Source organism: Symbiopectobacterium sp. RP (assembly GCF_050472005.1).
Classification (GTDB): Bacteria; Pseudomonadota; Gammaproteobacteria; order Enterobacterales; family Enterobacteriaceae; genus Symbiopectobacterium.
This window is the reverse complement of record NZ_JBGOGS010000001.1, coordinates 2,533,630-2,558,775: the sequence shown is the minus strand read 5'-3', so window position 1 is coordinate 2,558,775 and position 25,146 is coordinate 2,533,630. Positions and strand designations below refer to the sequence as shown.

The 25,146-nt window shown below is 49.5% G+C and carries 33 protein-coding genes and 10 pseudogenes; 24 read left to right on the top strand and 19 right to left on the bottom strand.

The window, feature by feature from the left end; translation table 11 throughout:
• Window positions 1-2: 2 nt before the first annotated feature.
• The 8 genes and pseudogenes from ACD630_RS16970 to ACD630_RS16935 form a co-directional block, all read left to right on the top strand.
• Window positions 3-248: a hypothetical protein gene (locus ACD630_RS16970; RefSeq protein ID WP_430359751.1), complete on the top strand. Its 246-nt coding sequence runs from the start codon at window positions 3-5 to the stop codon at window positions 246-248.
• Window positions 178-918 carry a transposase gene (locus ACD630_RS16965; protein ID WP_430359750.1) on the top strand — a complete coding sequence of 247 codons (741 nt, stop codon included), beginning with the start codon at window positions 178-180 and terminating at the stop codon, window positions 916-918. Before ACD630_RS16970 ends, ACD630_RS16965 begins: the two co-directional genes overlap by 71 nt.
• A complete protein-coding gene (locus ACD630_RS16960; RefSeq protein ID WP_430359153.1) occupies window positions 849-1,019 on the top strand; it encodes a hypothetical protein in 171 nt (56 codons plus the stop codon). Before ACD630_RS16965 ends, ACD630_RS16960 begins: the two co-directional genes overlap by 70 nt.
• Window positions 1,020-1,034: 15 nt before the next feature.
• Complete coding sequence (locus ACD630_RS16955) at window positions 1,035-1,163, top strand: hypothetical protein (RefSeq protein WP_430359749.1); 129 nt, start codon at window positions 1,035-1,037, stop codon at window positions 1,161-1,163.
• Window positions 1,164-1,271: 108 nt separating this feature from the next.
• Window positions 1,272-1,637 (top strand): IS630 transposase-related protein, encoded by a 366-nt coding sequence (locus ACD630_RS16950; RefSeq protein WP_430359412.1) that lies wholly within the window; start codon window positions 1,272-1,274, stop codon window positions 1,635-1,637.
• Entirely contained in the window at window positions 1,634-2,092 is a 459-nt protein-coding gene (locus ACD630_RS16945) for an IS630 family transposase (RefSeq protein ID WP_430359748.1), read from the top strand. The genes ACD630_RS16950 and ACD630_RS16945 overlap by 4 nt, the downstream gene beginning before the upstream one ends.
• Window positions 2,017-2,202, top strand: coding sequence for a hypothetical protein (locus ACD630_RS16940; RefSeq protein ID WP_430359747.1), 186 nt, complete (start codon window positions 2,017-2,019; stop codon window positions 2,200-2,202). The genes ACD630_RS16945 and ACD630_RS16940 overlap by 76 nt, the downstream gene beginning before the upstream one ends.
• A pseudogene (locus tag ACD630_RS16935) lies at window positions 2,114-2,338 on the top strand (transposase); the annotation flags it as partial. The gene ACD630_RS16940 and the pseudogene ACD630_RS16935, both read left to right, overlap by 89 nt.
• Window positions 2,339-2,440: 102 nt before the next feature.
• Here ACD630_RS16935 and frsA read toward each other — a convergent pair.
• The 3 genes and pseudogenes from frsA to ACD630_RS16920 form a co-directional block, all read right to left on the bottom strand.
• Window positions 2,441-3,691: an esterase FrsA gene (gene frsA / locus ACD630_RS16930; RefSeq protein ID WP_430359746.1), complete on the bottom strand. Its 1,251-nt coding sequence runs from the start codon at window positions 3,689-3,691 to the stop codon at window positions 2,441-2,443.
• 184 nt (window positions 3,692-3,875) lie between these two features.
• Entirely contained in the window at window positions 3,876-4,334 is a 459-nt protein-coding gene (gene gpt / locus ACD630_RS16925) for a xanthine phosphoribosyltransferase (protein ID WP_430359745.1), read from the bottom strand.
• Window positions 4,335-4,507: 173 nt separating this feature from the next.
• A pseudogene (locus ACD630_RS16920) lies at window positions 4,508-5,234 on the bottom strand (IS5 family transposase).
• 405 nt (window positions 5,235-5,639) lie between these two features.
• Here ACD630_RS16920 and ACD630_RS16915 point away from each other — a divergent pair.
• A pseudogene (locus ACD630_RS16915) lies at window positions 5,640-6,827 on the top strand (IS256 family transposase); the annotation flags it as partial.
• A gap of 53 nt (window positions 6,828-6,880) precedes the next feature.
• Here ACD630_RS16915 and ACD630_RS16910 read toward each other — a convergent pair.
• Window positions 6,881-7,799: pseudogene (locus ACD630_RS16910) on the bottom strand (IS5 family transposase).
• A gap of 68 nt (window positions 7,800-7,867) precedes the next feature.
• Between ACD630_RS16910 and ACD630_RS16905 the strand changes: the two are divergent.
• A pseudogene (locus ACD630_RS16905) lies at window positions 7,868-8,041 on the top strand (IS256 family transposase); the annotation flags it as partial.
• A gap of 238 nt (window positions 8,042-8,279) precedes the next feature.
• On the opposite strand, the gene ACD630_RS16900 reads toward ACD630_RS16905, so the two are convergent.
• Together ACD630_RS16900 and ACD630_RS16895 are read right to left on the bottom strand one after the other, a co-directional pair.
• Window positions 8,280-8,417 carry a hypothetical protein gene (locus ACD630_RS16900; RefSeq protein WP_430359744.1) on the bottom strand — a complete coding sequence of 46 codons (138 nt, stop codon included), beginning with the start codon at window positions 8,415-8,417 and terminating at the stop codon, window positions 8,280-8,282.
• A complete protein-coding gene (locus ACD630_RS16895) occupies window positions 8,401-9,609 on the bottom strand; it encodes an IS256 family transposase (protein ID WP_430360111.1) in 1,209 nt (402 codons plus the stop codon). The genes ACD630_RS16900 and ACD630_RS16895 overlap by 17 nt, the downstream gene beginning before the upstream one ends.
• 72 nt (window positions 9,610-9,681) lie before the next feature.
• On the opposite strand from ACD630_RS16895, the pseudogene ACD630_RS16890 reads away from it, so the two are divergent.
• The 4 genes and pseudogenes from ACD630_RS16890 to ACD630_RS16875 form a co-directional block, all read left to right on the top strand.
• Window positions 9,682-10,281: pseudogene (locus ACD630_RS16890) on the top strand (IS256 family transposase); the annotation flags it as partial.
• Window positions 10,265-10,519 (top strand): transposase, encoded by a 255-nt coding sequence (locus ACD630_RS16885; RefSeq protein WP_430359743.1) that lies wholly within the window; start codon window positions 10,265-10,267, stop codon window positions 10,517-10,519. The pseudogene ACD630_RS16890 and the gene ACD630_RS16885, both read left to right, overlap by 17 nt.
• Window positions 10,453-10,587, top strand: coding sequence for a hypothetical protein (locus tag ACD630_RS16880; protein ID WP_430359742.1), 135 nt, complete (start codon window positions 10,453-10,455; stop codon window positions 10,585-10,587). The genes ACD630_RS16885 and ACD630_RS16880 overlap by 67 nt, the downstream gene beginning before the upstream one ends.
• The gene (locus ACD630_RS16875; protein ID WP_430359741.1) at window positions 10,584-10,841 is read left to right on the top strand and encodes a hypothetical protein; all 258 of its coding nucleotides are present in this window, start codon (window positions 10,584-10,586) and stop codon (window positions 10,839-10,841) included. Before ACD630_RS16880 ends, ACD630_RS16875 begins: the two co-directional genes overlap by 4 nt.
• A 57-nt stretch (window positions 10,842-10,898) precedes the next feature.
• On the opposite strand, the gene fabI is transcribed toward ACD630_RS16875, so the two are convergent.
• The 7 genes and pseudogenes from fabI to ACD630_RS16840 form a co-directional block, all read right to left on the bottom strand.
• Window positions 10,899-11,687, bottom strand: coding sequence for an enoyl-ACP reductase FabI (gene fabI, locus ACD630_RS16870; protein ID WP_430359740.1), 789 nt, complete (start codon window positions 11,685-11,687; stop codon window positions 10,899-10,901).
• Window positions 11,688-11,853: 166 nt separating this feature from the next.
• The gene (sapF, locus tag ACD630_RS16865) at window positions 11,854-12,669 is read right to left on the bottom strand and encodes a putrescine export ABC transporter ATP-binding protein SapF (protein WP_430359739.1); all 816 of its coding nucleotides are present in this window, start codon (window positions 12,667-12,669) and stop codon (window positions 11,854-11,856) included.
• Entirely contained in the window at window positions 12,669-13,661 is a 993-nt protein-coding gene (gene sapD, locus ACD630_RS16860; RefSeq protein ID WP_430359738.1) for a putrescine export ABC transporter ATP-binding protein SapD, read from the bottom strand. Before sapD ends, sapF begins: the two co-directional genes overlap by 1 nt.
• Window positions 13,662-13,676: 15 nt before the next feature.
• Window positions 13,677-14,567, bottom strand: coding sequence for a putrescine export ABC transporter permease SapC (gene sapC, locus ACD630_RS16855; protein ID WP_430359737.1), 891 nt, complete (start codon window positions 14,565-14,567; stop codon window positions 13,677-13,679).
• A 228-nt stretch (window positions 14,568-14,795) separates the two neighbouring features.
• A pseudogene (locus ACD630_RS16850) lies at window positions 14,796-15,680 on the bottom strand (IS5 family transposase); the annotation flags it as partial.
• Window positions 15,681-15,692: 12 nt separating this feature from the next.
• Complete coding sequence (locus tag ACD630_RS16845) at window positions 15,693-16,127, bottom strand: transposase (RefSeq protein WP_430360110.1); 435 nt, start codon at window positions 16,125-16,127, stop codon at window positions 15,693-15,695.
• 18 nt (window positions 16,128-16,145) lie between these two features.
• On the bottom strand, window positions 16,146-16,517 hold the full coding sequence (locus ACD630_RS16840; RefSeq protein WP_430359736.1) for an IS630 transposase-related protein: 372 nt from the start codon (window positions 16,515-16,517) through the stop codon (window positions 16,146-16,148).
• A 134-nt stretch (window positions 16,518-16,651) separates the two neighbouring features.
• Here ACD630_RS16840 and rnm point away from each other — a divergent pair, with 134 nt between their 5' ends.
• A complete protein-coding gene (gene rnm / locus ACD630_RS16835) occupies window positions 16,652-17,575 on the top strand; it encodes an RNase RNM (protein WP_430359735.1) in 924 nt (307 codons plus the stop codon).
• Window positions 17,576-17,597: 22 nt separating this feature from the next.
• Window positions 17,598-17,903: pseudogene (locus tag ACD630_RS16830) on the top strand (Sua5/YciO/YrdC/YwlC family protein); the annotation flags it as partial.
• A gap of 79 nt (window positions 17,904-17,982) precedes the next feature.
• Here the strand turns inward: ACD630_RS16830 and ACD630_RS16825 are convergent.
• The 3 genes from ACD630_RS16825 to ACD630_RS16815 form a co-directional block, all read right to left on the bottom strand.
• Window positions 17,983-18,444 (bottom strand): IS630 family transposase, encoded by a 462-nt coding sequence (locus tag ACD630_RS16825; RefSeq protein WP_430360109.1) that lies wholly within the window; start codon window positions 18,442-18,444, stop codon window positions 17,983-17,985.
• Window positions 18,368-18,637 (bottom strand): IS630 transposase-related protein, encoded by a 270-nt coding sequence (locus ACD630_RS16820; RefSeq protein ID WP_430359734.1) that lies wholly within the window; start codon window positions 18,635-18,637, stop codon window positions 18,368-18,370. Before ACD630_RS16820 ends, ACD630_RS16825 begins: the two co-directional genes overlap by 77 nt.
• A gap of 98 nt (window positions 18,638-18,735) precedes the next feature.
• Complete coding sequence (locus ACD630_RS16815; protein ID WP_430359733.1) at window positions 18,736-18,915, bottom strand: IS630 transposase-related protein; 180 nt, start codon at window positions 18,913-18,915, stop codon at window positions 18,736-18,738.
• A 34-nt stretch (window positions 18,916-18,949) separates the two neighbouring features.
• Between ACD630_RS16815 and glnK the strand changes: the two are divergent.
• From glnK to ACD630_RS16795, 4 genes and pseudogenes are all read left to right on the top strand, one after another.
• A pseudogene (gene glnK, locus ACD630_RS16810) lies at window positions 18,950-19,267 on the top strand (P-II family nitrogen regulator).
• The gene (locus ACD630_RS16805) at window positions 19,267-19,455 is read left to right on the top strand and encodes a hypothetical protein (protein WP_430359732.1); all 189 of its coding nucleotides are present in this window, start codon (window positions 19,267-19,269) and stop codon (window positions 19,453-19,455) included. The pseudogene glnK and the gene ACD630_RS16805 overlap by 1 nt, the downstream one beginning before the upstream one ends.
• On the top strand, window positions 19,456-19,821 hold the full coding sequence (locus ACD630_RS16800) for an IS630 transposase-related protein (RefSeq protein ID WP_430359731.1): 366 nt from the start codon (window positions 19,456-19,458) through the stop codon (window positions 19,819-19,821). It begins immediately after the preceding gene.
• Window positions 19,822-19,882: 61 nt separating this feature from the next.
• Window positions 19,883-20,269 carry a transposase gene (locus ACD630_RS16795; RefSeq protein ID WP_430360108.1) on the top strand — a complete coding sequence of 129 codons (387 nt, stop codon included), beginning with the start codon at window positions 19,883-19,885 and terminating at the stop codon, window positions 20,267-20,269.
• Here the strand turns inward: ACD630_RS16795 and ACD630_RS16790 are convergent.
• Window positions 20,172-20,762 carry a hypothetical protein gene (locus tag ACD630_RS16790; RefSeq protein ID WP_430359730.1) on the bottom strand — a complete coding sequence of 197 codons (591 nt, stop codon included), beginning with the start codon at window positions 20,760-20,762 and terminating at the stop codon, window positions 20,172-20,174. The two genes, ACD630_RS16795 and ACD630_RS16790, sit on opposite strands and share 98 nt — an antisense overlap.
• Here ACD630_RS16790 and ACD630_RS16785 point away from each other — a divergent pair.
• The 3 genes from ACD630_RS16785 to ACD630_RS16775 all read left to right on the top strand — a co-directional run bounded on the left by ACD630_RS16785 (window position 20,754) and on the right by ACD630_RS16775 (window position 22,817).
• The gene (locus tag ACD630_RS16785; protein WP_430359729.1) at window positions 20,754-20,921 is read left to right on the top strand and encodes a hypothetical protein; all 168 of its coding nucleotides are present in this window, start codon (window positions 20,754-20,756) and stop codon (window positions 20,919-20,921) included. The two genes, ACD630_RS16790 and ACD630_RS16785, sit on opposite strands and share 9 nt — an antisense overlap.
• The gene (locus ACD630_RS16780) at window positions 20,908-21,030 is read left to right on the top strand and encodes a hypothetical protein (RefSeq protein ID WP_430359728.1); all 123 of its coding nucleotides are present in this window, start codon (window positions 20,908-20,910) and stop codon (window positions 21,028-21,030) included. The genes ACD630_RS16785 and ACD630_RS16780 overlap by 14 nt, the downstream gene beginning before the upstream one ends.
• Before the next feature lie 119 nt (window positions 21,031-21,149).
• Entirely contained in the window at window positions 21,150-22,817 is a 1,668-nt protein-coding gene (locus ACD630_RS16775) for a DUF2813 domain-containing protein (RefSeq protein ID WP_430359727.1), read from the top strand.
• 94 nt (window positions 22,818-22,911) lie between these two features.
• Here the strand turns inward: ACD630_RS16775 and ACD630_RS16770 are convergent.
• Window positions 22,912-23,067, bottom strand: a pseudogene (locus ACD630_RS16770) (cold shock domain-containing protein); the annotation flags it as partial.
• 53 nt (window positions 23,068-23,120) lie between these two features.
• On the opposite strand from ACD630_RS16770, the gene ACD630_RS16765 reads away from it, so the two are divergent.
• Window positions 23,121-24,188, top strand: coding sequence for a hypothetical protein (locus ACD630_RS16765; RefSeq protein WP_430359726.1), 1,068 nt, complete (start codon window positions 23,121-23,123; stop codon window positions 24,186-24,188).
• On the opposite strand, the gene ACD630_RS16760 is transcribed toward ACD630_RS16765, so the two are convergent.
• The gene (locus ACD630_RS16760) at window positions 24,185-25,009 is read right to left on the bottom strand and encodes an IS630 family transposase (RefSeq protein WP_430359725.1); all 825 of its coding nucleotides are present in this window, start codon (window positions 25,007-25,009) and stop codon (window positions 24,185-24,187) included. The two genes, ACD630_RS16765 and ACD630_RS16760, sit on opposite strands and share 4 nt — an antisense overlap.
• Between the last annotated feature and the right edge of the window lie 137 nt (window positions 25,010-25,146).

Below are 25,146 nucleotides of genomic sequence, written 5' to 3'. Positions count from 1 at the left end.
AAATGACGCATGGTGGCGACGTCGGTTATGAACTACAAACCATCCTACTGGTTGATGCTGCAAATGGTTTATCAATAGCGCCCCTGTCTCAAACTCTAACCGATAGGGCGGGTTGTCGTTCAACGCTAAGCGAGGGCTTGTCTGAGAGTCTGACTCATATAGCCAACCGACTTAAAAATGATTACAGCCAATGCCCTGATATGTGGCAAAAAAATACAGCTAATTGTTATCAAAATAATGTCGCTTAGCTATATGGATGCTTTGACGGCTGATATCGCCCGCGTTGAGTCTCTTGATACCGGGAAGAAGTTAGTTCATCTCATTGACCGTGAAGGTGACTCTATCGGGCATATGCGCACATTAAGCTCCCAGGGAATATGTTGGCTTATCCGGGGAAAGGAAGGGCATCGGGCCGAGTGGGGCGGTGACACCCGTAAAATTGGTGAAATTGCAGACGATCTGCCATTTATCGCAAACGGACAGGTTGGCTGGAAAGGGAAAAAAGCCAATATGGAGATCGGGGAAACATCCGTGATCATAACGCGAACAGCAAAACCGAAGCGGAAAGACAAGAACACCGGACGGCGAGTGAAAGTTCAGCCAGGCGTAGCTCTGACACTCAGATTAGTTGTGGTTCGCCTTACCGATACTCACGGTAAATTTATCGGACGCTGGACGCTGCTCACAAACGTTAGCAACGAGATCACCAGCGCGGAAGTCGCTCGCTGGTATTACTGGCGCTGGGGTATTGAATCCTTTTTTAAGCTGCTGAAAGGTGCCGGTCATGATGTAGAAAAATGGCTTCAGCGCAGTGCTGGTACACTGCTACGCAGGTTATTGATACTAGCATGGCATGTGTGCTGGTATGGCGGCTGCAACGCGCTGAAGGAGACGACAATGCGGCAGCCCGTCAGTTAATTTGCCGATTATCCGGACGACAACAAAAACGAGGGCGTAAAGAAAGCGCCCCAGCGCTGCTTGCCGGACTATCCATCCTGCTAAATACTTTGACGTTATAGCCAAGCGACATTATTTTGATAACAATTAGCTGTATTTTTTTGCCACATATCAGGGCATTGGCTGTAATCATTTTTAAGTCGGTTGGCTATATTAGCAGACTATACCTCGGAAGAACTTGCCCACTTAGCTATGGTGGTTTTTAACCCTTTATGATGTGTAGATACCTATGCTTTTAACAGATGGCAACAATAAATTAAACCGCTACGCTTCAGGTTATAGCTAAACGACTTAATTTTGATTACATTATTTAAATAAGCTATTCAATTGATTTTAGACGTAAAGTGATATCTACACGGGAAGAAGAAGGGTTGAGTATCCGAGAAACAGCGAAGCAATTTCGGATTGGCCCTGCCTCTGTATCGCGTTGGATTAATCAAATAGCGTCAAAAGCATCGACCACGCGTCAGCGAAAGAGCGATAAATCCGAGTTGATAAAAGATGTTGAACCATATCCAGATGCTTACCAAAAAGAACGTGCAGAGCGTTTTGGCGTTTGTCAGAAGGCCATTTGGCAAGCTCTTAAAAAGCTGGGATTGACCTATAAAAAAAACTCTACACCATCCGAAAGCCGACGAAAGCGCCCGGCAAGCATTTCAACAAAAAATACAACAGTATGAAAAAAGGCAAACCTATTGTTTTTATTGATGAAAGTGGTTTTCCACACGATACCCCACGGACTCACTGCTATTCCCCAAAAGGTCAACGGTGTTTTGGCCTGAAGAACGGGGGAGCCAAGGGAAGAACAAATGTTATCGGCGCGTTATTAGGCACAACGCTGTTTGCTATCGGATTATTTGATATCAATATTAACAGCGATGTTTTCTATTCCTGGGTCACACAAGTCCTTATCCCAGTACTCACTAAAAACAGGGTAATCGTGATGGACAATGCAACTTTTCACAAAAAACATAATATTCAACAAGTCATCATCGATGCAGGGTATATGGTGGAGTATTTGCCTACATATTCGCCAGATCTTAACCCCATTGAGCATAAATGGGCACAAGCAAAAAGCAAAAAAAGAGAGAGTGGTTGCGATACAGAGATTTTGTTCTCAGTCCATATGGTGTAATCAAAATTAAGTCGCTTGGCTATAATCTACACGACGAACGCTATAGAATCACTGAACCTGAACAGCGTGCTCCAGCATGCAATCAAGAAACGCAAGGTGTTCCCGACTGATGACTCGGTGAAGAAGGTCGTATGGCTGGCAATCCAGGCGGCATCACAGAAATGGACGATGCCCTTACAGGACTGGCGTATGGCAATGAGTCGCTTTATTATCGAGTTCGGTGACCGTCTTGACGGTCACTTCTGAGGAAAGGCATTTACACAAAATCTTAAACAGGCTCTTCTCAGTCCATATGGTGTAATCAAAATTAAGTCGCTTGTCTATATTCTTTCTTTGTGAGTCCGATGCTTAGCCGTTCAGCGCGTCCTTTAGCCAATCGCTGATATGGCCCAATGCCTGATGAAAATTACGGTATATCGGCGCCGACTTGATGGGCAACAATTTACCGTTGGTGGACGAATTGACGATCAGGCTCGCTTCTTCTTTCGGGCACAGCAGGTCATTATCCCAATAGCACGCCAGCATTGGTGTCGGGCAACGGTGGCCCAGTAGCCCCTGCGTTTTAAGCGAGTAGCGGCCCAATTCCGTTTTCAGCGCTGTGTCAGTAGCATTTGCCATGCCAAGGCGACTGGCCAGCACGTCCATATACATATCCGGCACCTCATGTTGGCGCTGCGTATCACACAGCAAATGGTGCACGATGGGGCCAAGCGTTGCGACACCGCGCAAACGGCCTTGATCCAGATAAGCCAGCCGCACCGCGATATTGGCACCGAAACGAAAACCAAAGGCACCAACGCGACAGTGATCGACCCAAGGGATATCAGGCAGTACGCGCAACACCTGTCGATGCAGGAAACTGCTGTCTTCACTTAACTTCCAGCGCGATGAAAAGCCTACCGACGGCACATCAATGGTCAGCATAGCCATGCCAGCCGGAGCTAGGTAGTCGCTGAACAGGCGATAATAGTCACTTTGCAGCATATCGAGCGTGCCACACATCAGCACGGTCGGGAACGGTGCTGAGCCCTGCTCAGGCAAGTGCAAAAAGCCGCGCAGATTACCGCCACCTTCGATGGGAAAATCCAGCGCTTTTAGCTGATACGGCAGATAGTTAGCCGCTTCTTCATAGGCGCGGTTCGCCAGTGTTTGTGCCTGCTCCGCCAGTTCGTCCCCTTTGATATAAGGATAAGCCGCAATGCTGTAGAGATTGGCCGCATTCAGCCAATAGTGGCCATCGTGCTGGGTCTCTTCGCTTTCCATCGCTTTGGCTTGCCAGGCAGCCCCCTGCTTGGCCCACTCGTAAATCCAGTTGCCGCTGCGGTAACCCACCACGGTATCCAGAAAATGTTCATTGCTGCGCTTAGCCGTGCTGACCGTAATCCGTGCCAGCACTTTTTCGATTTCACGTGGATCGACACCGCGCCAGATCCACATCAGGCGGTTCAGTGTGCGATACCAGTGTTTTGAATATCGCCCTTCCAGCGCGGAATGGCGTTCAACGTCTTCATGGTGGCGAGCGCGCCTGAGCAACGTTGATGTCTCTTGATGTTTGAACGAGGGTTTAAACAGTGTCTCAGAGAGATTGGCTTGAACCACGACAGTCTCCTAGATACGGCATGATTGAGAACACGAAAACGCACGGCAGATGCGCATCGGAATGAAAGTGCTGCACAGGCTTCTTTGAGCCTTTAAAAAAATTGTCCGGCGCAAAGCCGAGCAATTAACATAACATTAGTTAGCGTCTGAACGCTATGCCAGAAGGCGATTACCGTCCAGCCTGTTACCGTCCAGCCAAGGGCGGAACAAACACTACGCCCATGTCCCACGGTTGCTCAATCCAGGTGTCCTGTGGGATATCGACCACGTAGTCATCAAGCAGTGGGCGCCCGGCAGGCTTGGCGAAGATGGTGATAAAATGCGCTTTCGGATACATATCGCGAATCGTTCTCGCCGTTCCCCCGGTATCCACCAGATCGTCGATCAGGATAAATCCTTCACCGTCTCCATCGGCACGTTTCAGGACAGTCAGCTCACGCTGGTTGTCGTGGTCATAGCTGGAGATACACACGGTATCCACATGACGGATGCCTAATTCACGCGCCAGCAGTGCACCGGGAACCAACCCGCCACGGCTAACGGCAATAATGCCTTTCCATTGTTCGGCTGGCAGCAAACGCTGTGCCAGTTTACGGGCATGAATTTGCAACATATTCCAGGTGACGACGTACTTTTCACTCATAAAATCTATCCTGACCAACGTTAAATTGGCTTAATTCGAGTCTGAGGGGAAAAAAGGTTGCGCGAGATTATAATAGCAGCCAGCATAAAAACCAGTATTTATCCACGTAATCGCGGCGTACCTCTTGCTTTTGCCCTCGAATTGCTGGGTTAACACACCCTAGGCTGTGTCCCTTAATTGCGTAACCGGCGGTAAAACAAGCGGATGCAGCCCAGTTTCACCATTGCTAGATAGTTTCTTGCCATTTTTTCATAATGTGTGGCGATCCGTCGATATTCCTTTAAACGGCCAAAACACCTTTCCACAACGTTGCGACGGCGATAAGCATCACGATCAGTACTGCATGGCAACGACGCTTCATGCTGCCGTTCTGGCGTTGCACGCCAATTCCGTCCAGGAGTCGTAACGCAAACAGGCTTTCGTGACCCTGCCCAGCACTCAGTACGATGTTTAGCGGGATGCCGCTTCCGTCAGTCGCCATGTGGATTTTGGTGCCATAACCACCTCGTGAGCGACCCAGGCTATTATCGCTGGTAATATCGAGATGTTTTTTTAAGCGCCAGCCGCACATTTGAGCGCACGGATATTACTGCCATCCAGCGCAGTGGCTGGCCAGTCAACAAGTCCATGAGCATCAAGAAATGAAAGTAACTTATTGAAAATAATGTTAATGATTCCAGACTTTGACCATCTATTGAAACGGTTATAAACGGTTTTCCATGGGCCGTAACGTTCAGGTAAATCACGCCATGGTGCGCCTGAACGCAGTATCCAGAACATGCCGTTGAAGATTTTTCGATGTTCTGCCCACGGCAGACCGGCCCGCGGAGATGTCAAAACGGTTGGCAACAAGGGCTCAATGATTGCCCATGCTTCATCAGAAAGATCGTAGTGAGCCATAATCAAAAGTGTCGTAGAAACAGATGGATACTATAGCTCAAGCAATTAAGGGACACAGCCTAGCACAAAGCGGAAAATAACGGCCATACTGGTTACTTAGCGCAAAGTATCAACTCGATATACTGAAATTTTCATCTTATAAAGCATATACCCAATAAACCTCAAGATGCAGGTTTGAGCACCTGAAAACGATCGTGAATTCTGGACGTCAGCGAGTCCGCTATTTCTGGTAGCGTATTGGTGAAAAAATTTAATATAGCTAAACGACTTAATTTTGATTACATTATTTAACTGAGCTATTCAATTGGAGTTATGCTCATTTCTGGTGTACGGGGTTTCGGGGAGGGTGGCGTATCCTGCTGATTGATTTCGTGGATGATTTCAACAGCAGAGAGATGATACCCCATGAAAAAGTCTACCCTACAGGTCTCCGCGGAACCAGATATTGCCGGTGATCCCTTGCATGAACTCATTCGTAATGGTGCCAGGCAACTGATAGCTGCCGCCGTTGACGTTGAGCTCGAAGCCATGCTGCAACAACATGCTGAACGCTGCCTTGACGACGGGCGTCATGCTGTCGTTCGTAACGGCTATTTGCCACAGCGAACCATACAGACGGGTATTGGGGATGTTGAAATTAAAGTGCCTAAGGTCAGGGAGCGCAGCGGCAACGGAATATGCTTCAACAGCGCGTTGTTGCCGCCTTATCTGAAACGTGCAAAAAGCGTCGAAGAGTTGCTACCATGGCTGTACCTGCGGGGCATATCCACCGGTGATTTTCACGAAGCCCTGAGGGCGCTTCTCGGTGAAAAAGCTAATGGCCTCTCTGCCAGTACCATCAGCAGACTGAAACAGCAATGGCTTGAAGAGCACAGGCAATGGTGCCTGCGTGATTTAAGCGATACGAGCTACGTTTATTTCTGGGCCGATGGCATATATAGCCAAGCGACATTATTTTGATAACAATTAGCTGTATTTTTTGCCACATATCAGGGCATTGGCTGTAATCATTTTTAAGTCGGTTGGCTATACAGCCATGTCAGGCAAGATGATCGCCTTTGCCTGCTGGTCATTATCAGCGTCACTGAGCATGGACGTAAGGAGCTGGTTGCGGTCGAAGATGGTTATCGAGAGTCAGAAGCAAACTGGGCCGAACTTCTTAATGGCCTGCGAGCACGTGGCCTAACCGTATCTCCCAAGCTGACTACGGGAGACGGTGCCCTTGGTTTTTGGAATGCAATGGCAAAGATATTCCCGGACACGCAGCACCAACGCTGTTGGGTGCACAAAACCGCTAATGTGTTGGCTTCACTCCCCAAAGCCATGCAACCGAAAGTTAAGGCTGAGCTGCGGGAGGTTTGGCTAGCAGAGAGCCGCGATGCCGCTAATGAAGCCTTTGATGTTTTGTTGGCAAGGTTTTCAGCGAAGTATCCTGCAGCGATGAAGAAGCTAGAGAAAGCTCGAGAAGAACTGCTGGCATTCTACGACTTCCCGTCAGAGCACTGGGCGTCAATAAGAACGACAAATCCGATTGAATTGGCTTTTGCGACTGTGAGGCTACTAAGCAGACGCGCGAAGAACTCTGGTTCGAGGCTTTGTTGAATAAATCAGAACTTGTAACGACTGCGCCCCATACGGGTCGATTGTTACGTGATGCGAATACTGTTCGGCATTCCTAATAGCGTGATCAGGTTAAGCACTTTGACCATGGCCATGGCTTCACCCACCTGAGCATCGTAGTCTCTCAGACTTAGATGACCACCCAGAAGCCTTTTGAACCGGAACATGGCCGTTTCAGCCACTGAGCGCCGGTGATAGCCCACTTTCTTTTTCCAGATATCGTTACTGCCGCTAATGCGCTGATTTGCAACAGCGGGGTTACGCTCGTGGTAGCGATCTTGCCAATATTGCGCCCCCCTTCGTGGCGGGATAAGCGGCCTTATCTTCTTCCTCAGCAGAGCATCATAGCAGTAAACTGTATCCTAAGCGCCGTCAGCCGATGCCTCTCTGATTTTCCGGTGGGTCTGGTTTATCAGCGCCGCTAGAGCTTGGGCATCAGTCGTACCACTGAGCGACAAATCCGCACAGATAATCTCATGCGTCACACTGTCTACTGCCAGGTGCAGCTTACGCCATACCCTGCGTCTGTCGGCACCATGCTGCCGGACTTTCCATTCGCCTTCGCCAAAGACCTTCAGGCCGGTTTCATCAATGACCAGATGTGAGATTTCACCAGAGGTTGGCGTTTTTATGCTGATGTTCACTGTCTTTGCTCGCTTGCTGAGCAGCGAATAGTCTGGACAATGGAGCGACAATTTAATCAGTTTAAAAATCGAGTCACCAAGCCCTGTAAAGCCCTCAATGAAAGGCCAAACACGCGTTTCATCATCAGGACTGTGATGATGGCCATATCTGAGTAGTGGAGCGGTCGTCCACGCCGTTCAGTAGTGTTTTTTCCGTCCATGCAGCAATGGCTGATTCATCTAGCCATACGGTTAGAGAACCGCGCTGCTTGAGGGCCTTGTTAGAGGGCCAGCTGGTGATTTTAAAATTTTGTTTTGCCATGGAGAGCTGATTTTGAAACAACTGTGTTGATCTGCTCCGATGATTACCCAAAAGTTCTATTTATTCAACAAAGCCTTGGTTCGAGAGAAACAACCCTGTCAATGGTATTTAAGCTGCTCCAGTCTGCTCAGAAAAGCTGGAACCGACTAAGAGGATTTGACCTGCTGACCCTGGTTGTAAGCAACGTCCAATTTAAGGATGGAGAACAGATTCACGAAGCATCAGAGCGGAACGTAGCCTGATCGCCATACACCAGATTTGCTAATAACTCGTTGCAGATTGACGATCTCCCGCACGGTGGCAACGGAATGTTTATGCTGTGTTACTCCTATGGCACAGGTGCAAATGACGCGCGGCGAGCGCTGATTAATATCGGCCACGGCGCGTAATTGCGCTTCGCCTAAACCGGATTGCCGTTCAATCTCGGACCATGTGGTGGCATCCACCACCGCCAGATATAGCCAACCGACTTAATTTTGATTACATCATATGGACTGAGAACAAAATCTCTGTATCGCAACCACTCTCTCTTTTTGCTTTTTGCTTGTGCCCATTTATGCTCAATTGGAGCCTGTTTAAGATTTTGTGTAAATGCCTTTCCTCAGAAGTGACCGTCAAGGCGGTCACCGAACTCGATAATAAAGCGACTCATTGCCATACGCCAGTCCTGTAAGGGCATCGTCCATTTCTGTGATGCCGCCTGGATTGCCAGCCATACGACCTTCTTCACCGAGTCATTAGTCGGGAACACCTTGCGTTTCTTGATTGCATGCCGGAGCACGCTGTTCAGTGATTCTATAGCGTTCGTCGTGTAGATTACCTTGCGAAGTTCCTGCGGGTACGAGAAGAATGTCGACAGGTTGGCCCAGTTTGACTGCCAGCTCCGGCTTATCTGCGGATAGCGGTGATCCCATGTCCCACCGAACGCCTCCAGCGCCTGAAGCGCGGCCTCTTCGGTTGGAGCCTGATACACTGCTTTGAGGTAGCGTGTTACCGCCTTATAGTCCTTCCAGGCAACGAAGCGCAGACTGTTGAGCACCATGTGCACGATGCACAACTGGATGCGGGCTTCCGGGTAGACCGTGTTGATGGCATCCGGGAACCCTTTCAGGCCGTCCACACAGGCAATCAGGATGTCGGTCAGGCCACGGTTTTTCAGTTCTGTCAGCACGTTCAGCCAGAACTTTGCACCTTCATTTTCGGCCAGCCACATCCCCAGTAGCTCTTTCTGGCCTTCGATATTGATACCCAGCGCCAGGAACACAGACTTATTGATAACGCGGCTGTCCTGCCGGACTTTCAGAACGATACAGTCAAGGTAAACAATGGGATAAACCGCATCCAGGGGGCGGTTTTGCCATTCAACAACCGGCTCCATAACGGCATCGGTGACCTTCGATACCAGGGCGAGTGAGACATCCGCGTCATACAGTTCTTTGAACGCAGCGGCAATTTCGCGGGTGGTCATCCCTTTGGCATACAACGATAAAATCTGGTTATCCATCCCGGTGAGCCGGGTCTGGTTCTTCTTCACCAGTTGCGGTTCAAAGGAACCATCACGATCACGTGGTGTACGCAGTTCCAGCGGACCATCGCCGGTGGTAACAGTCTTTGTGGAGTAGCCATTGCGCGTGTTAGTTCCAGATTTGGACTGGGGCTTCTCATGCCCGAGGTGATGGGTCATTTCAGCATTAAGGGCAGCTTCAACGCAGATCTTTTTCAGCAGGCGATCAAACGGGTTGAGAGCGTCAGGGGTTTTGAGATTTTTGGGCAGCTCGTTAGCCAGAGCCTGTAACTGTTTTTCGTCCATAAAGTAACCTGCTTTTGATGTTGGATTGAACATATCAAAATCAGGCAATTACACAATCTCGTGTACAGGCTCGAAAATGAAGGCGCAAAGTTCTGGCTGAACGTGCTGACAGAACTGAAAAACCGTGGCCTGACCGACATCCTGATTGCCTGTGTGGACGGCCTGAAAGGGTTCCCGGATGCCATCAACACGGTCTACCCGGAAGCCCGCATCCAGTTGTGCATCGTGCACATGGTGCACAACAGTCTGCGCTTCGTTGTCTGGAAGGACTATAAGGCGGTAACACGCGACCTCAAAGCAGTGTATCAGGCTCCAACCGAAGAGGCCGCGCTTCAGGCGCTGGAGACGTTCGGTGGGACATGGGATCACCGCTATCCGCAGATAAGCCGGAGCTGGCAGTCAAACTGGGCCAACCTGTCGACATTCTTCTCGTACCCGCAGGAAATTCGCAAGGTAATCTACACGACGAACGCTATAGAATCACTGAACAGCGTGCTCCGGCATGCAATCAAGAAACGCAAGGTGTTCCCGACTAATGACTCGGTGAAGAAGGTCGTATGGCTGGCAATCCAGGCGGCATCACAGAAATGGAAGATGCCCTTACAGGACTGGCGTATGGCAATGAGTCGCTTTATTATCGAGTTCGGTGACCGCCTTGACGGTCACTTCTGAGGAAAGGCATTTACACAAAATCTTAAACAGGCTCCCTAAAAACAGTGTAATCGTGATGGACAATGCAACTTTTCACAAAAAACATAATATTCAACAAGTCATCATCGATGCAGGGTATATGGTGGAGTATTTGCCTACATATTCGCCAGATCTTAACCCCATTGAGCATAAATGGGCACAAGCAAAAAAAGAGAGTGGTTGCGATACAGAGATTTTGTTCTCAGTCCATATGGTGTAATCAAAATTAAGTCGCTTGGCTATATTTTCGGCGTTATCTCGATGGACACTTTCGTGAGTCAGGTGTGACGCCAAAGGTCAAAGTGGAAAGTGCCTCGGTGATGCAATTGATGCAAAGCGTCTTTTTAGGATTGGGCTGTGCCGTCGTGCCTCAAGGGAGTCTGTTGCCGGAAATGACACCCGCACTGCGTTTTCGCCCACTCACACTGCCACCGATGCAGCGTCAGGCGGCACTGGTTGTGGCTCCAGTTGGCAAGGTTACTGCCCTGGCACAAAATTTCTTTGTTTTCGCACAAACGTGCCTGGCAGAAAATGCAGGTTGAGTTTGAACGAAAAAAAACCACCGGATGCCTGTGGTTTTTACCGATAGCGGTTGGAAATTAATCCAGTTCCAGCTCATTCATGGCGGCGATATTGAAGCCGCCATCCACGTGCAGGACTTCACCGGAGATACCCGCAGCCAGATCCGAGCACAAGAACGCAGCCGTATTACCTACATCTTCAATGGTGACCACACGGCGGATAGGCGTTACCGCCTCACAGTGGGAAAGCATTTTCTTGAAGTTTTTGATGCCAGACGCAGCCAGCGTGCGGATGGGACCAGCGGAAATGGCGTTAACACGCACACCTTGCGCGCCCATGGCGTTAGCCATGTAGCGAACGTTGGCCTCCAGAGAGGCTTTGGCCAGACCCATCACGTTGTAGTTCGGGATAGCGCGCTCGGCACCGAGGTAGGAGAGTGTGACCAGCGCGGAGTTCGGGTTCAGCATGGCGCGGCAGGCTTTTGCCATCGCCACGAAGCTGTAGGAGCTGATATCGTGCGCAACGCGGAAACCGTCACGGGTCACAGCGTCGACGTAATCACCATCCAGTTGGTCGCCTGGAGCGAACGCGATGGAGTGGACAAAACCGTCAAAGGTCGGCCATACGTTAGCCAGTTCGGCAAACAGCGCTTCAATGCTGGCATCCTCCGCAACGTCGCACGGCAGTACGATTCTGGAACCCAGCTCTTGTGCGAAGCCTTCAACACGCGATTTCAGCTTGTCGTTCTGGTACGTAAACGCCAGTTCAGCGCCTTCGCGTTGCATCGCCTGTGCGATACCGAATGCAATTGAGCGGTTACTGGCAACACCCGTTATCAAAATGCGCTTACCGGTTAGAAAACCCATAGCAGTAATCCTTGTGATTATAGTTGCTGCGAACGCCTGCACAGAATGCGTTAATCAGGGCGTTCGAAGTGAGTAAACCGGGCGATTCTAGCATGGTTGCCCCCCGTGGGGTACTCCGAGCAGTATCACCCGCGCGTTTGCCACGATGTCGCGCTGGCGAATCCGGCTAAAATTGCGCGCCGTCACGGCGCCAGGCATCGGCACTGAGTGCTTCGCCAAAGTGGCTGGCAATCAGGCGTTTGGTCAAATCGTGTAGCGGCGCGGCCAGCACGTCTGCGGTGCTGCCTCGCTCGACCACTTCACCGTCATGCATTACCACGATCTGATCGCTGATGTGCTTCATCATGCCCAGATGCTGAGTGACATAAATATAGGAGATGCCTTGTTCTTCCTGAAGTTCCAACATCAAATTAATGAGTTGCGAGCGCATCGACATATCTAACGAGGCCAGTGCCTCGTCAGCGACGATCACCTTGGGCTGCAAGATCAACGCCCGTGCCAATCCCACGCGCTGTTTTTGGCCGGGTGCCAACGTCTGCGGGTAGTAGTAGGCGTGATCAGGGCGCAGGCCTACCTGTTGCAGCGTCTGGTTGATCATTTTTTCCCGCTCGTGAGCGTTCAATGTGGTATTCAACCGCAGCGGCATATCAAGCAGTTGGCCAATACGCTGGCGTGGATTGAGCGCATTGCCCGCGTCTTGAAAAATCATGCGCACCTGCTGGCAACGGAAGCGATAATCGCCGTAGCACAAAGGATGATCGTTAATCAGCAGTTCACCGGAGGTCGGTGGGATGACCCCCGCCAGCATTTTCGCTAGGGTCGATTTGCCGGAGCCGTTCTCACCGATAATCGCCAGCGTCTGCCGTTCACGCAGCGTGAAACTCACGGATTTCACAGCTTCAACGTGTTGGCGGTAAAATAACCCGGTACGGTAGCGGAACGTTTTGGTCAGGTTGCGCGCTTCGAGCAGAATGTCATCCATTATTGCTCCTCCGTATTAAGCGGGAAATGGCAGGCAAACCAGTGATTTTTGGTCGATACCAACAGTGGTGTTTGCATGCATTTTTTCTGCGAGTAGGGGCAACGCGGACCGAGACGGCAGCCTACCGGTAGATACTCTAGTGACGGAATAGCGCCCAGCAGCGTGTTGAGTCTGCTTTTGTGCGGCAACGAACGCCCGAAATCGGGCATGGCGCGGATCAGCGCTTGGGTGTAAGGGTGGTGCGGTGCGGTGATCAGCTCTTCACTTGGCGCGCTTTCCACCGTTTGTCCGCAGTAAAGCACGTTGATGCGATCGGCCCATTTACTCATGGTTTGCAGGTCATGACTGATCAATAAAATGCTGGTGTTATTGTTTTGATTCAGTCGCGACAGAAGCCGGAAAATCTGCGCCTGCGTGGTCGATTCCATCGCATTGGTCGGTTCATCGGCGATCAGCAGACGCGGCTGGTTCGCCAAAGCGATGGCAATCATTACCTTCTGGCATTCACCCTCCGTCAATTCGTAGGGGTAACTGCGCATGATATCTTTGTGATCCTTAATGCCTACCCGGTGCAACAGTTCGATGGCGCGGCGTTTGCGCCACTGAAAGCGTTGCCACCAACGACCTTTGTAGGTCCAGCCGGGAATGGCAAGCATCAGCTGTTTGCCTATGTGCTCGGAGGGATCGAGACAGGATTGTGGCTCCTGAAAAATCATCGACACGTTGTGGCCCACCAGCTTACGCCGTGCACGGGGTGAGAGTTGCAGCAAGTCGATATCATCAAAGCGGAAGCGGTCAGCCGTCACCCGCCAGTTATCTTTGGTTACGCCGCAGATGGCTTTCGCGATAAGGCTCTTGCCCGAGCCCGATTCTCCCACCAGGCCGCGGATTTCCCCTTCGGTCAGGGTAATGCTGACGCGATCGACGGCCTTGACCGGACCGTCAGGCGTAAGGAATTCAATGGTCAGATTACGAATATCGAGTAGTGCCATGGTTTGTCTCCGCTATTAATCCATTTGTGACAGCAGGGAACGGCGGATGCCATCGCCCAGCAGATTCACAATCAGTACGCTGAGGGTAATGGCTACACCCGGCAACATCACCATCCAGGGCGCGGCATAAACCAGTTCCAGCGAATTACCTAACATGGCGCCCCATTCGGGCGTTGGCATTTGAGCGCCCAGATCGAGAAAGCCCAGTGCTGAAATGTCCAGAATGGCGATAGAGAGTGCGCGGGTAAACTCGGACACCAGCACCGGCCCGATATTGGGTGACACCACGTACCAAATGATATAGCGGGTTGATGCACCGTCTAATCGGGCGGCGATCACATATTCCTTATCCATCTCATCGTGCACGGCGGTGTAGAGCGTTCTCACCATACGCGGCAGCAGCGCCAGCAACACGGCCAGCATAGCGTGCGTCAAATCCGGGCCGATAAAGGCGATCACCACGATAGCCAGCAGCAATGACGGTATTGACAGCAACGTATCAAGGATATGGTTTAATAATGCGGAACGCAGACCGTGCGTTACGCCAGCTAATGTACCGAGCACAATGCCGCAGAACGCCGCCGCATAGGTGACGATCAACGCTGAACCGACGGTCGCCGCAGTACCGGTCAATAACCGGCTTAATAGATCGCGCCCCAGATCGTCTGTACCGAGAAAGAAGGACACTTCCCCGTAATGTGACCAGGAAGGCGGCAGCAATTGATAGCCCAGAAATTGCTGATCGATGGCATAAGGGGCGATAGCAGAGCCAAACAGACACAGAAACAGCAGCGCCAAAAAACCGTACAGCCCAATCATCGCCAGCGTATCGCGATGGAAAAATTGCCAGATATCCCGCACGCGGCTGGGCAGGCGCTTTTCACTGTAAACGTTATCGAAGGGCATATGATTTCACTTGAACTGCTCTTGATGCATGTGGTGTTACTCTACTTATATCAATCATATCATTACATTGGGTCAGAAAAGTACCGAGACAAAGTAGAGGTAATCTCTGATTTACACGGGCTGAATGTCAGGCTCGCGATTTCCTGTGGCGCGGCCTTTTTACCATAGCGCTGGGCTTTGTTGAATAAATCAGAACTTGTAACGACTGCACCCCATACGGGTCGATTGTTACGTGATGCGAATACTGTTCGGCATTCCTAATAGCGTGATCAGGTTAAGCGCTTTGACCATGGCCATGGCTTCACCCACCTGACCATCGTAGTCTCTCAGACTTAGATGACCACCCAGAAGCCTTTTGAACCGGAACATGGCCGTTTCAGCCACTGAGCGCCGGTGATAGCCCACTTTCTTTTTCCAGATAGCGTTACTACCGCTAATGCGCTGATTTGCAACAGCGGGGTTACGCTCGTGGTAGCGATCTTGCCAATATTGCGCCCCCCTTCGTGGCGGGATAAGCGGCCTTATTTTCTTCCTCAGCAGAGCATCATAGCAGTAAACTGTATCCTAAGCGCCGTCAGCCGATGCCTCTCTGATTTTCCGGTGGGTCTGATTTATCAGCGCCGGTAGAGCTTGGGCATCAGTCATACCACTGAGCGACAAATCCGCACAGATAATCTCATGCGTCACACTGTCTACTGCCAGGTGCAGCTTACGCCATACCCTGCGTCTGTCGGCACCATGCTGCCGGACTTTCCATTCGCCTTCGCCAAAGACCTTCAGGCCGGTTCCATCAATGACCAGATGTGAGATTTCACCACGGGTTGGCGTTTTTATGCTGATGTTCACTGTCTTTGCTCGCTTGCTGAGCAGCGAATAGTCTGGACAATGGAGCGACAATTTAATCAGTTTAAAAATTGAGTCACCAAAGCCCTGTAAAGCCCTCAATGAAAGGCCAAACACGCGTTTCATCATCAGGACTGTGGTGATGGCCATATCTGAGTAGTGGAGCGGTCGTCCACGCCGTTCAGTAGTGTTTTTTTCCGTCCATGCAGCAATGGCTGATTCATCTAGCCATACGGTTAGAGAAGCGCGCTGCTTGAGGGCCTTGTTATATAGCCAAGCGACTTAATTTTGATTACACCATATGGACTGAGAACAAAATCTCTGTATCGCAACCACTCTCTCTTTTTTTGCTTGTGCCCACTTATGCTCAATGGGGTTAAGATCTGGCGAATATGTAGGCAAATACTCCACCATATACCCTGCATCGATGATGACTTGTTGAATATTATGTTTTTTGTGAAAAGTTGCACTGTCCATCACGATTACAGTGTTTTTAGGGAGTACTGGGATAAGGACTTGTGTGACCCAAGAATAGAAAACATCGCTGTTAATATTGATATCAAATAATCCGATAACAAACAGCGTTGTGCCTAATAAGGCGCCGATAACATTTGTTCTTCCCTTGGCTCCCCCGTTCTTCAGGGCAAAACACCGTTGACCTTTTGGGGAATAGCCGTGAGTCTGTGGGGTATCGTCTGGAAAACCACTTTCATCAATAAAAACAATAGGTCTGCCTTATTTTTCATACTGTTGTATTTTTTGTTGAAATGCTTGCCGGGCGCTTTCGTCGGCTTTCGGATGACGTAGCGTTTTTTTATAGGTCAATCCCAGCTTTTTAAGAGCTTGCCAAATGGCCTTCTGACAAACGCCAAAACGCTCTGCACGTTCTTTTTGGTAAGCATCTGGATATGGTTCAACATCTTTTATCAACTCGGATTTATCGCTCTTTCGCTGACGCGTGGTCGATGCTTTTGACGCTATTTGATTAATCCAACGCGATACAGAGGCAGGGCCAATCCGAAATTGCTTCGCTGTTTCTCGGATACTCAACCCTTCTTCTTCCCGTGTAGATATCACTTTACGTCTAAAATCAATTAAATAGCTCATTTAAATAATGTAATCAAAATTAAGTCGCTTGGCTATAGCACCACAGTCGTGTGGTTCCCCTCCGGCGGTGTTTAATGGCATGATGTCCCGCGTCTCAGATCCCCTGAGCAGCATTAACAACCATAGGTGCCTGTGTGTCCGAACTTTCCGTTGCTCTGTCTCCCAGTCCGTTGTTTGATTTGCACAGCCACACTACCGCTTCGGATGGAGAACTGTCGCCCGGTGAACTGGTACAACGCGCCGTTGAGATGCGCGTTGGTGTTCTGGCGATTACCGATCACGATACCGTGGCAGGCGTGGCTGCCGCGCAGCAGGCGATAGCCGCATTGAATCTGCCGTTACGGCTGGTGCCTGGGGTTGAGATCTCCACCCTGTGGGAAAATCATGAGATTCATATTGTCGGTTTAGGTATTGATCCCGAACACATCGCCCTGACGCATCTGCTCGAACAGCAGAAGGAGCGCCGCTGGCAGCGTGCACAGGCAATCAGTGAACGGTTGGAGAAGGCGCGTATTCCGGGCGCACTGGAAGGGGCACAGCGCCTTGCCGGAGAGGGAGAAATCACACGTGGTCATTTTGCCCGTTTTCTGGTGGAGCAGGGCAAAGCCAGCAATGTGGGGCAGGTGTTCAAATCCTATCTGGCAAAAGGGAAAACCGGATATGTCCCGCCGCAGTGGTGTACAATACCAGAAGCCGTTGATGTTATTCATCATGCGGGCGGTGTGGCGGTACTGGCACATCTTGGGCGCTATGATTTGTCTCCCAAATGGCTCAAGCGGGTGCTGACCAGTTTTGTGGCAGCAGCGGGAGATGCGATGGAGGTCGCCCAGTGCCAACAAGCGCCGGACGAACGAACTCAACTGGCGCGTTACGCGCAGGATTTTCAGCTCTATGCCTCGCAGGGCTCTGATTTTCACCGTCCCTGTGCTTGGATAGAGTTGGGACGCAAGCTCTGCTTGCCAAGCGGTGTAACGCCTGTGTGGCAACATCCTGTGCTGGCTTCACTGCCGTTGACCGCAGACGCGTTGCACCGCGACGGATGTGAAATGTCGCGCTAAATTCGAAGCTTAAGGACGTATCATGAGTCAGTTTTTTTATATTCATCCACAAAACCCTCAGCCACGGTTGATCAATCAATCTGTTGATGTGCTGCGTAAAGGTGGTGTGCTGGTTTATCCCACCGATTCCGGTTACGCATTGGGATGTATGCTGGGGGAGAAAAATGCGATGGAGCGCATTTGCCAAATTCGCCATCTGGACAGCAACCACAACTTCACCATCGTGTGTCGCGATCTTTCCGAAATATCCACCTATTCCCATGTGGACAATGCAGCCTTTCGCCTGATCAAAAACAATACGCTCGGTAACTACACCTTTATAGCCAAGCGACTTAATTTTGATTACACCATATGGACTGAGAACAAAATCTCTGTATCGCAACCACTCTCTCTTTTTTTGCTTGTGCTCATTTATGCTCAATGGGGTTAAGATCTGGCGAATATGTAGGCAAATACTCCACCATATACCCTGCATCGATGATGACTTGTTGAATATTATGTTTTTTGTGAAAAGTTGCATTGTCCATCACGATTACCCTGTTTTTAGGGAGTACTGGGATAAGGACTTGTGTGACCCAGGAATAGAAAACATCGCTGTTAATATTGATATCAAATAATCCGATAGCAAACAGCGTTGTGCCTAATAAAGCGCCGATAACATTTGTTCTTCCCTTGGCTCCCCCGTTCTTCAGGCCAAAACACCGTTGACCTTTTGGGGAATAGCCGTGAGTCCGTGGGGTATCATGTGGAAAACCACTTTCATCAATAAAAACAATAGGTTTACCTTCTTTTTCATACTGTTGTATTTTTTGTTGAAATGCTTGCCGGGCGCTTTCGTCGGCTTTCGGATGGCGTAGAGTTTTTTTTATAGGTCAATCCCAGCTTTTTAAGAGCTTGCCAAATGGCCTTCTGACAAACACCAAAACGCTCTGCACGTTCTTTTTGGTAAGCATCTGGATATGGTTCAACATCTTTTATCAACTCGGATTTATCGATCTTTCGTGCTTTGTTGAATAAATAGATTTTATGCTGGCAGCCCAGTGAAACGACGGATCCTCGCAACGTAAAATCATGCAGTTAGGCATCATGAGAAAAGTGTACACCTGAGATGACAAGCATTTTCAACCAAAACTGGCATGGAAAAACAGCATGATTACCTATTATTCAACAAAGCCGATCTTTCGCTGCCGCGTGGTCGATGCTTTTGACGCTATTTGATTAATCCAACGCAATACAGAGGTAGAGCCAATCCGAAATTGCTTCGCTGTTTCTCGGATACTCAACCCTTCTTCTTCCCGTGTAGATATCACTTTACCTCTAAAATCAATTGAATAGCTCATTTAAATAATGTAATCAAAATTAAGTTGTTTAGCTATAAAACCATTCAAGCTGGAAGATGTGCGTGAAGCCTTATCTTCTGTCGGCATCTAGGGGCTTACCCTCACTGAGGTGAAGGGATTTGGACGCCAGAAAGGCCATGCCGAGCTGTATCGCGGTGCTGAATATAGCGTCAATTTTTTGCCGAAAGTGAAAATTGATATTTCTATCGCTGACGATCAGGTTGATGAAGTCGTTGATGTGATTAGTAAAGCGGCTTACACCGCTAAAATTGGCGACGGTAAGATTTTTGTTGCTGAACTGCAACGCGTTATCCGTATTCGTACGGGCGAAACTGACGACGCCGCACTGTAATGCTCGCTGGCGAAAAATTGGGATGGATGAAAATGAAAATACGTGTCTCTTCATTATTAGGCTTTGCCGGCGCAGCGTTACTTCCGTCGCTGGCAATGGTCGCTGATACACCGGCAATCGATAAAGCGGACAACGCTTTTATGATGATTTGTATAGCTAAACGACTTAATTTTGATTACATTATTTAAATGAGCTATTCAATTGATTTTAGAGGTAAAGTGATATCTACACGGGAAGAAGAAGGGTTGAGTATCCGAGAAACAGCGAAGCAATTTCGGATTGGCTCTACCTCTGTATTGCGTTGGATTAATCAAATAGCGTCAAAAGCATCGACCACGCGTCAGCGAAAGATCGATAAATCCGAGTTGATAAAAGATGTTGAACCATATCCAGATGCTTACCAAAAAGAACGTGCAGAGCGTTTTGGTGTTTGTCAGAAGGCCATTTGGCAAGCTCTTAAAAAGCTGGGATTGACCTATAAAAAAAACTCTACGCCATCCGAAAGCCGACGAAAGCGCCCGGCAAGCATTTCAACAAAAAATACAACAGTATGAAAAAGAAGGTAAGCCTATTGTTTTTATTGATGAAAGTGGTTTTCCACACGATACCCCACGGATTCACGGCTATTCCCCAAAAGGTCAACGGTGTTTTGGGCTGAAGAACGGGGGAGCCAAGGGAAGAACAAATGTTATCGGCGCTTTATTAGGCACAACGCTGTTTGCTATCGGATTATTTGATATCAATATTAACAGCGATGTTTTCTATTCCTGGGTCACACAAGTCCTTATCCCAGTACTCCCTAAAAACAGGGTAATCGTGATGGACAATGCAACTTTTCACAAAAAACATAATATTCAACAAGTCATCATCGATGCAGGGTATATGGTGGAGTATTTGCCAGATCTTAACCCCATTGAGCATAAATGGGCACAAGCAAAAAAAGAGAGAGTGGTTGCGATACAGAGATTTTGTTCTCAGTCCATATGGTGTAATCATTTTTAAGTCGGTTGGCGATATCAGCCGTTAAAGCATCCATATGAGTCAGACTCTCAGACAAGCCCTCGGTTAGAGTTTGAGACAGGGGCGCTATTGGTAAACCATTTGCAGCATCAAGCAGTAGGCTGGTTTGTAGTTCATAACCGACGTCGCCACCATGCGTCATTTTCAAACTTTCTTCTTTCCCATTGTGGGTACGAAACTGTAAATGAGACCAGTCGTGAACGACGGGAGCGTATGGATGCGGGCTAAGTGCAACCTGCCGGAGAGCCAGCGAAATAATCGGTTCATTGAGCTGACTGAAGCTAATACGTTCATTATTAAAAAAACGCCAAACGGCCTGAGTAGTGGCGAATGTTGTTTTCTGCGTGCAGGCAAGGTCTTTAACGGCTGACGCCAATGGTGCTGGGGGAGTCATGTGTTGCTTAACCAGACGCTGATAACGCCGGTTAAGGCGGGCATCAATCCCGCCGATGGATAAGTTGAGATCATGCAGCAACGTAATAGCAGATATTGCAAAAGATGTGTAGATACCTATGCCAACCTTGACAGGCAGGCGGTTGATAAAACCATTCGTTCCTATGTCACGCTGCTCCGCTCAGGGAATGACGTGCTGGCGTACTGTATAGCCAACCGACTTAAAAATGATTACAGCTAATGCCCTAATATGTGACAAAAAAATACAGCTAATTGTTATCAAAATAATGTCGCTTGGCTATAAGACAATGAAGATAAACACGTCTGGTGACGCAAGTTCGAACCCGTAAGGGATCACAGAAAAGACATCTTGTGGATGACACACCAACGTCGGTAAAGCCCGCTCGTTATGGTTTACAATGAAAAACAGTGCGGTGCAGTTGTGCAGCCCGAACATCAGGAGGTGTGCATGTACCTTGAAAGCGTGGAAATTGTTGGGTTCCGCGGCATTAATCGTCTGTCACTGGTACTGGAGCACAATACGGTCTTGATTGGGGAAAATGCTTGGGGCAAGTCAAGTTTGTTGGATGCCCTATCCCTGCTGCTGTCGCCAGTGTTGCCGTTGTACCCTTTCTCTTTGCAGGATTTCCATTTTACGCCCGGCGATGAAGCGAGCCGGGAACACCACTTGCAGGTTATTTTCACCTTCTGTGAAAGTGGCGTCGGGCATCACCTTGGGCCGAGTTACCGTGCCCTGGCACCGGTTTGGGTCAGGGGCGAGGGAAGATTACAGCGCATTTTCTACCGTCTGGAAGGTGAAGTGGATGACAGCGGCGCGGTGTGCACTTGGCGCAGTTTCCTTGACGCGGACGGGCAGCCGCTGGCGCTGGAAAACATTGATGCGCTGGGGCGTGAACTCATTCGTTTGCACCCGGTTTTGTGGCTGCGTGATGTGCGTTTTACCCAGCGCAAACGGGTTGACGTGGTGCCGTTGCAGGTGCGGGAGAGTAACAGCGACGATCTGACTCAACACCTCAACCAGCTGATGCAGGAACTGACTCGCAATCCGCAGCGACTGACCGATAAGGATCTGCGTCAAGGGATTGTGGCGATGCGCCAACTGCTCGAGCATTACTTTTCCGAGCTGGGCGATGAGGGCGTTACGCCGCGCCATCCTCCCCATGCGCATGCGCACAACGGAAAATCCTGGCGCTCTCTGGATAATATCAACCGAATGCTGAGCGATCCCAATAGCCGCAGCCGTCGAATCATCCTGCTCGAACTGTTTTCGACGCTGTTGCAGGCGAAAGGCGCGGTATCGCTGGATACGGAATCGCGTCCGCTGTTGCTGGTAGAAGACCCTGAAACACGATTACACCCGATCATGCTGTCGGTTGCCTGGGCGTTGCTGATGCACTTGCCCTTGCAAAAAGTCACCACCACCAATTCCGGCGATCTGCTGTCGCTGGTGCCGGTAGAGCAGGTGTGCCGCCTAGTGCGGGAGTCCTCGCGGGTGGCGACTTACCGTATCGGGAAGCAAGGGATGAGTCCTGAAGATAGCCGCCGTATAGCGTTCCATATCCGCTTTAATCGCCCCTCATCGCTGTTTGCGCGCTGCTGGCTGCTGGTTGAAGGGGAAACGGAAGTGTGGATGCTTAGCGAACTCGGTCGTCAATGTGGGCATCACTTTGAGGCAGAAGGGGTGCGTGTCATTGAATTTGCACAATCAGGGTTACGACCGCTGCTGAAATTTGCGCACCGCATGGGTATTGAGTGGCATGTGCTGGTGGACGGCGATGACGCAGGTAAAAAGTATGCTGCTACGGCACGCAGCCTGCTCACCAAACAGGGGGAAACCGATCGTGACCACATCACGATGCTTTCTGCCCCTGATATGGAGCATTTTATGTATCGCAATGGCTATAAGGACGTTTTTCACCGCGTTGCACAACTGCCGGAGAATGTGCCGCTCTCGGCCGCGAAAGTGATTGTGAAAGCGATTCACCGCGCCTCAAAACCGGATTTGGCTATCGAGGTGGCAATGGCTGCGGCTGAACGCGGTAATGACGCCATTCCTGTGTTGATTCGCACGCTTTTTTCACACGTGCTCTGGTTGGCGCGTGGCCGAGCTGATTGAGCCGAACCGCTCTTAGAGAATCCAAAATAAAAATGCCGGTTGTAAAACCAGCATTTTCTTCTGTGGATAATAGCGAACGTGTTTCAAACCACCGCTAGGCTACGGCCTCGGCGACCAGCGGGACGATCAAACTGGCGTGATTTCCTTTAGGACCTTTATGAACATAAAATCTGATCGCCTGGCCTGCCTTCAGCGTGCGATAACCGTCCATTTGAATCGTCGAGTAGTGGGCAAAGATATCCTCGCCTCCAACCCATAGGTATAGCCAACCGACTTAAAAATGATTACAGCAAATACCCTGATATGTGGCAAAAAATACAGTTAATTGTTATCAAAATAATGTCGCTTGGCTATATCTACACATCTTTTGCAATATCTGCTATTACGTTGCTGCATGATCTCAACTTATCCATCGGCGGGATTGAGGCCCGCCTTAACCGGCGTTATCAGCGTCTGGTTAAGCAACACATGACTCCCCCAGCACCATTGGCGTCAGCCGTTAAAGACCTTGCCTGCGCGCAGAAAACAACATTCGCCACTACTCAGGCCGTTTGGCGTTTTTTTAATAATGAACGTATTAGCTTCAGTCAGCTCAATGAACCGATTATTTCGCTGGCTCTCCGGCAGGTTGCACTTAGCCTGCATCCATACGCTCCCGTCGTTCACGACTGGTCTCATTTACAGTTTCGTACCCACAATGGGAAAGAAGAACGTTTGAAAATGACGCATGGTGGCGACGTCGGTTATGAACTACAAACCCGCCTACTGGTTGATGCTGCAAATGGTTTACCAATAGCGCCCCTGTCTCAAACTCTAACCGATAGGGCGGGTTGTCGTTCAACGCTAACCGAGGGCTTGTCTGAGAGTCTGACTCATATGGATGCTTTGACGGCTGATATCGCCCGCGTTGAGTCTCTTGATACCGGGAAGAAGTTAGTTCATCTCATTGACCGTGAAAGTGACTCTATCGGGCATATGCGCACATTAAGCTCCCAGGGAATATGTTGGCTTATCCGGGGAAAGGAAGGGCATCGGGCCGAGTGGGGCGGTGACACCCGTAAAATTGGTGAAATTGCAGACGATCTGCCATTTATCGCAAACGGACAGGTTGGCTGGAAAGGGAAAAAAGCCAATATGGAGATCGGGGAAACATCCGTGATCATAACGCGAACAGCAAAACCGAAGTGGAAAGACAAGAGCACCGGACGGCGAGTGAAAGTTCAGCCAGGCGTAGCTCTGACACTCAGATTAGTTGTGGTTCGCCTTACCGATACTCACGGTAAATTTATCGGACGCTGGACGCTGCTCACAAACGTTAGCAACGAGATCACCAGCGCGGAAGTCGCTCGCTGGTATAGCCAAGCGACTTAATTTTGATTACACCATATGGACTGAGAACAAAATCTCTGTATCGCAACCACTCTCTCTTTTTTTGCTTGTGCCCATTTATGCTCAATGGGGTTAAGATCTGGCGAATATGTAGGCAAATACTCCACCATATACCCTGCATCGATGATGACTTGTTGAATATTATGTTTTTTGTGAAAAGTTGCATTGTCCATCACGATTACCCTGTTTTTAGGGAGTACTGGGATAAGGACTTGTGTGACCCAGGAATAGAAAACATCGCTGTTAATATTGATATCAAATAATCCGATAGCAAACAGCGTTGTGCCTAATAAAGCGCCGATAACATTTGTTCTTCCCTTGGCTCCCCCGTTCTTCAGGCCAAAACACCGTTGACCTTTTGGGGAATAGCCGTGAGTCCGTGGGGTATCGTGTGGAAAACCACTTTCATCAATAAAAACAATAGGTTTACCTTCTTTTTCATACTGTTGTATTTTTTGTTGAAATGCTTGCCGGGCGCTTTCGTCGGCTTTCGGATGACGTAGCGTTTTTTTATAGGTCAATCCCAGCTTTTTAAGAGCTTGCCAAATGGCCTTCTGACAAACGCCAAAACGCTCTGCACGTTCTTTTTGGTAAGCATCTGGATATGGTTCAACATCTTTTATCAACTCGGATTTATCGCTCTTTCGCTGACGCGTGGTCGATGCTTTTGACGCTATTTGATTAATCCAACGCGATACAGAGGCAGGGCCAATCCGAAATTGCTTCGCTGTTTCTCGGATACTCAACCCTTCTTCTTCCCGTGTAGATATCACTTTACGTCTAAAATCAATTGAATAGCTCATTTAAATAATGTAATCAAAATTAAGTCGTTTAGCTATATTACTGGCGCTGGGGTATTGAATCCTTTTTTAAGCTGCTGAAAGGTGCCGGTCATGATGTAGAAGAATGGCTTCAGCGCAGTGCTGGTGCCCTGCTCTAG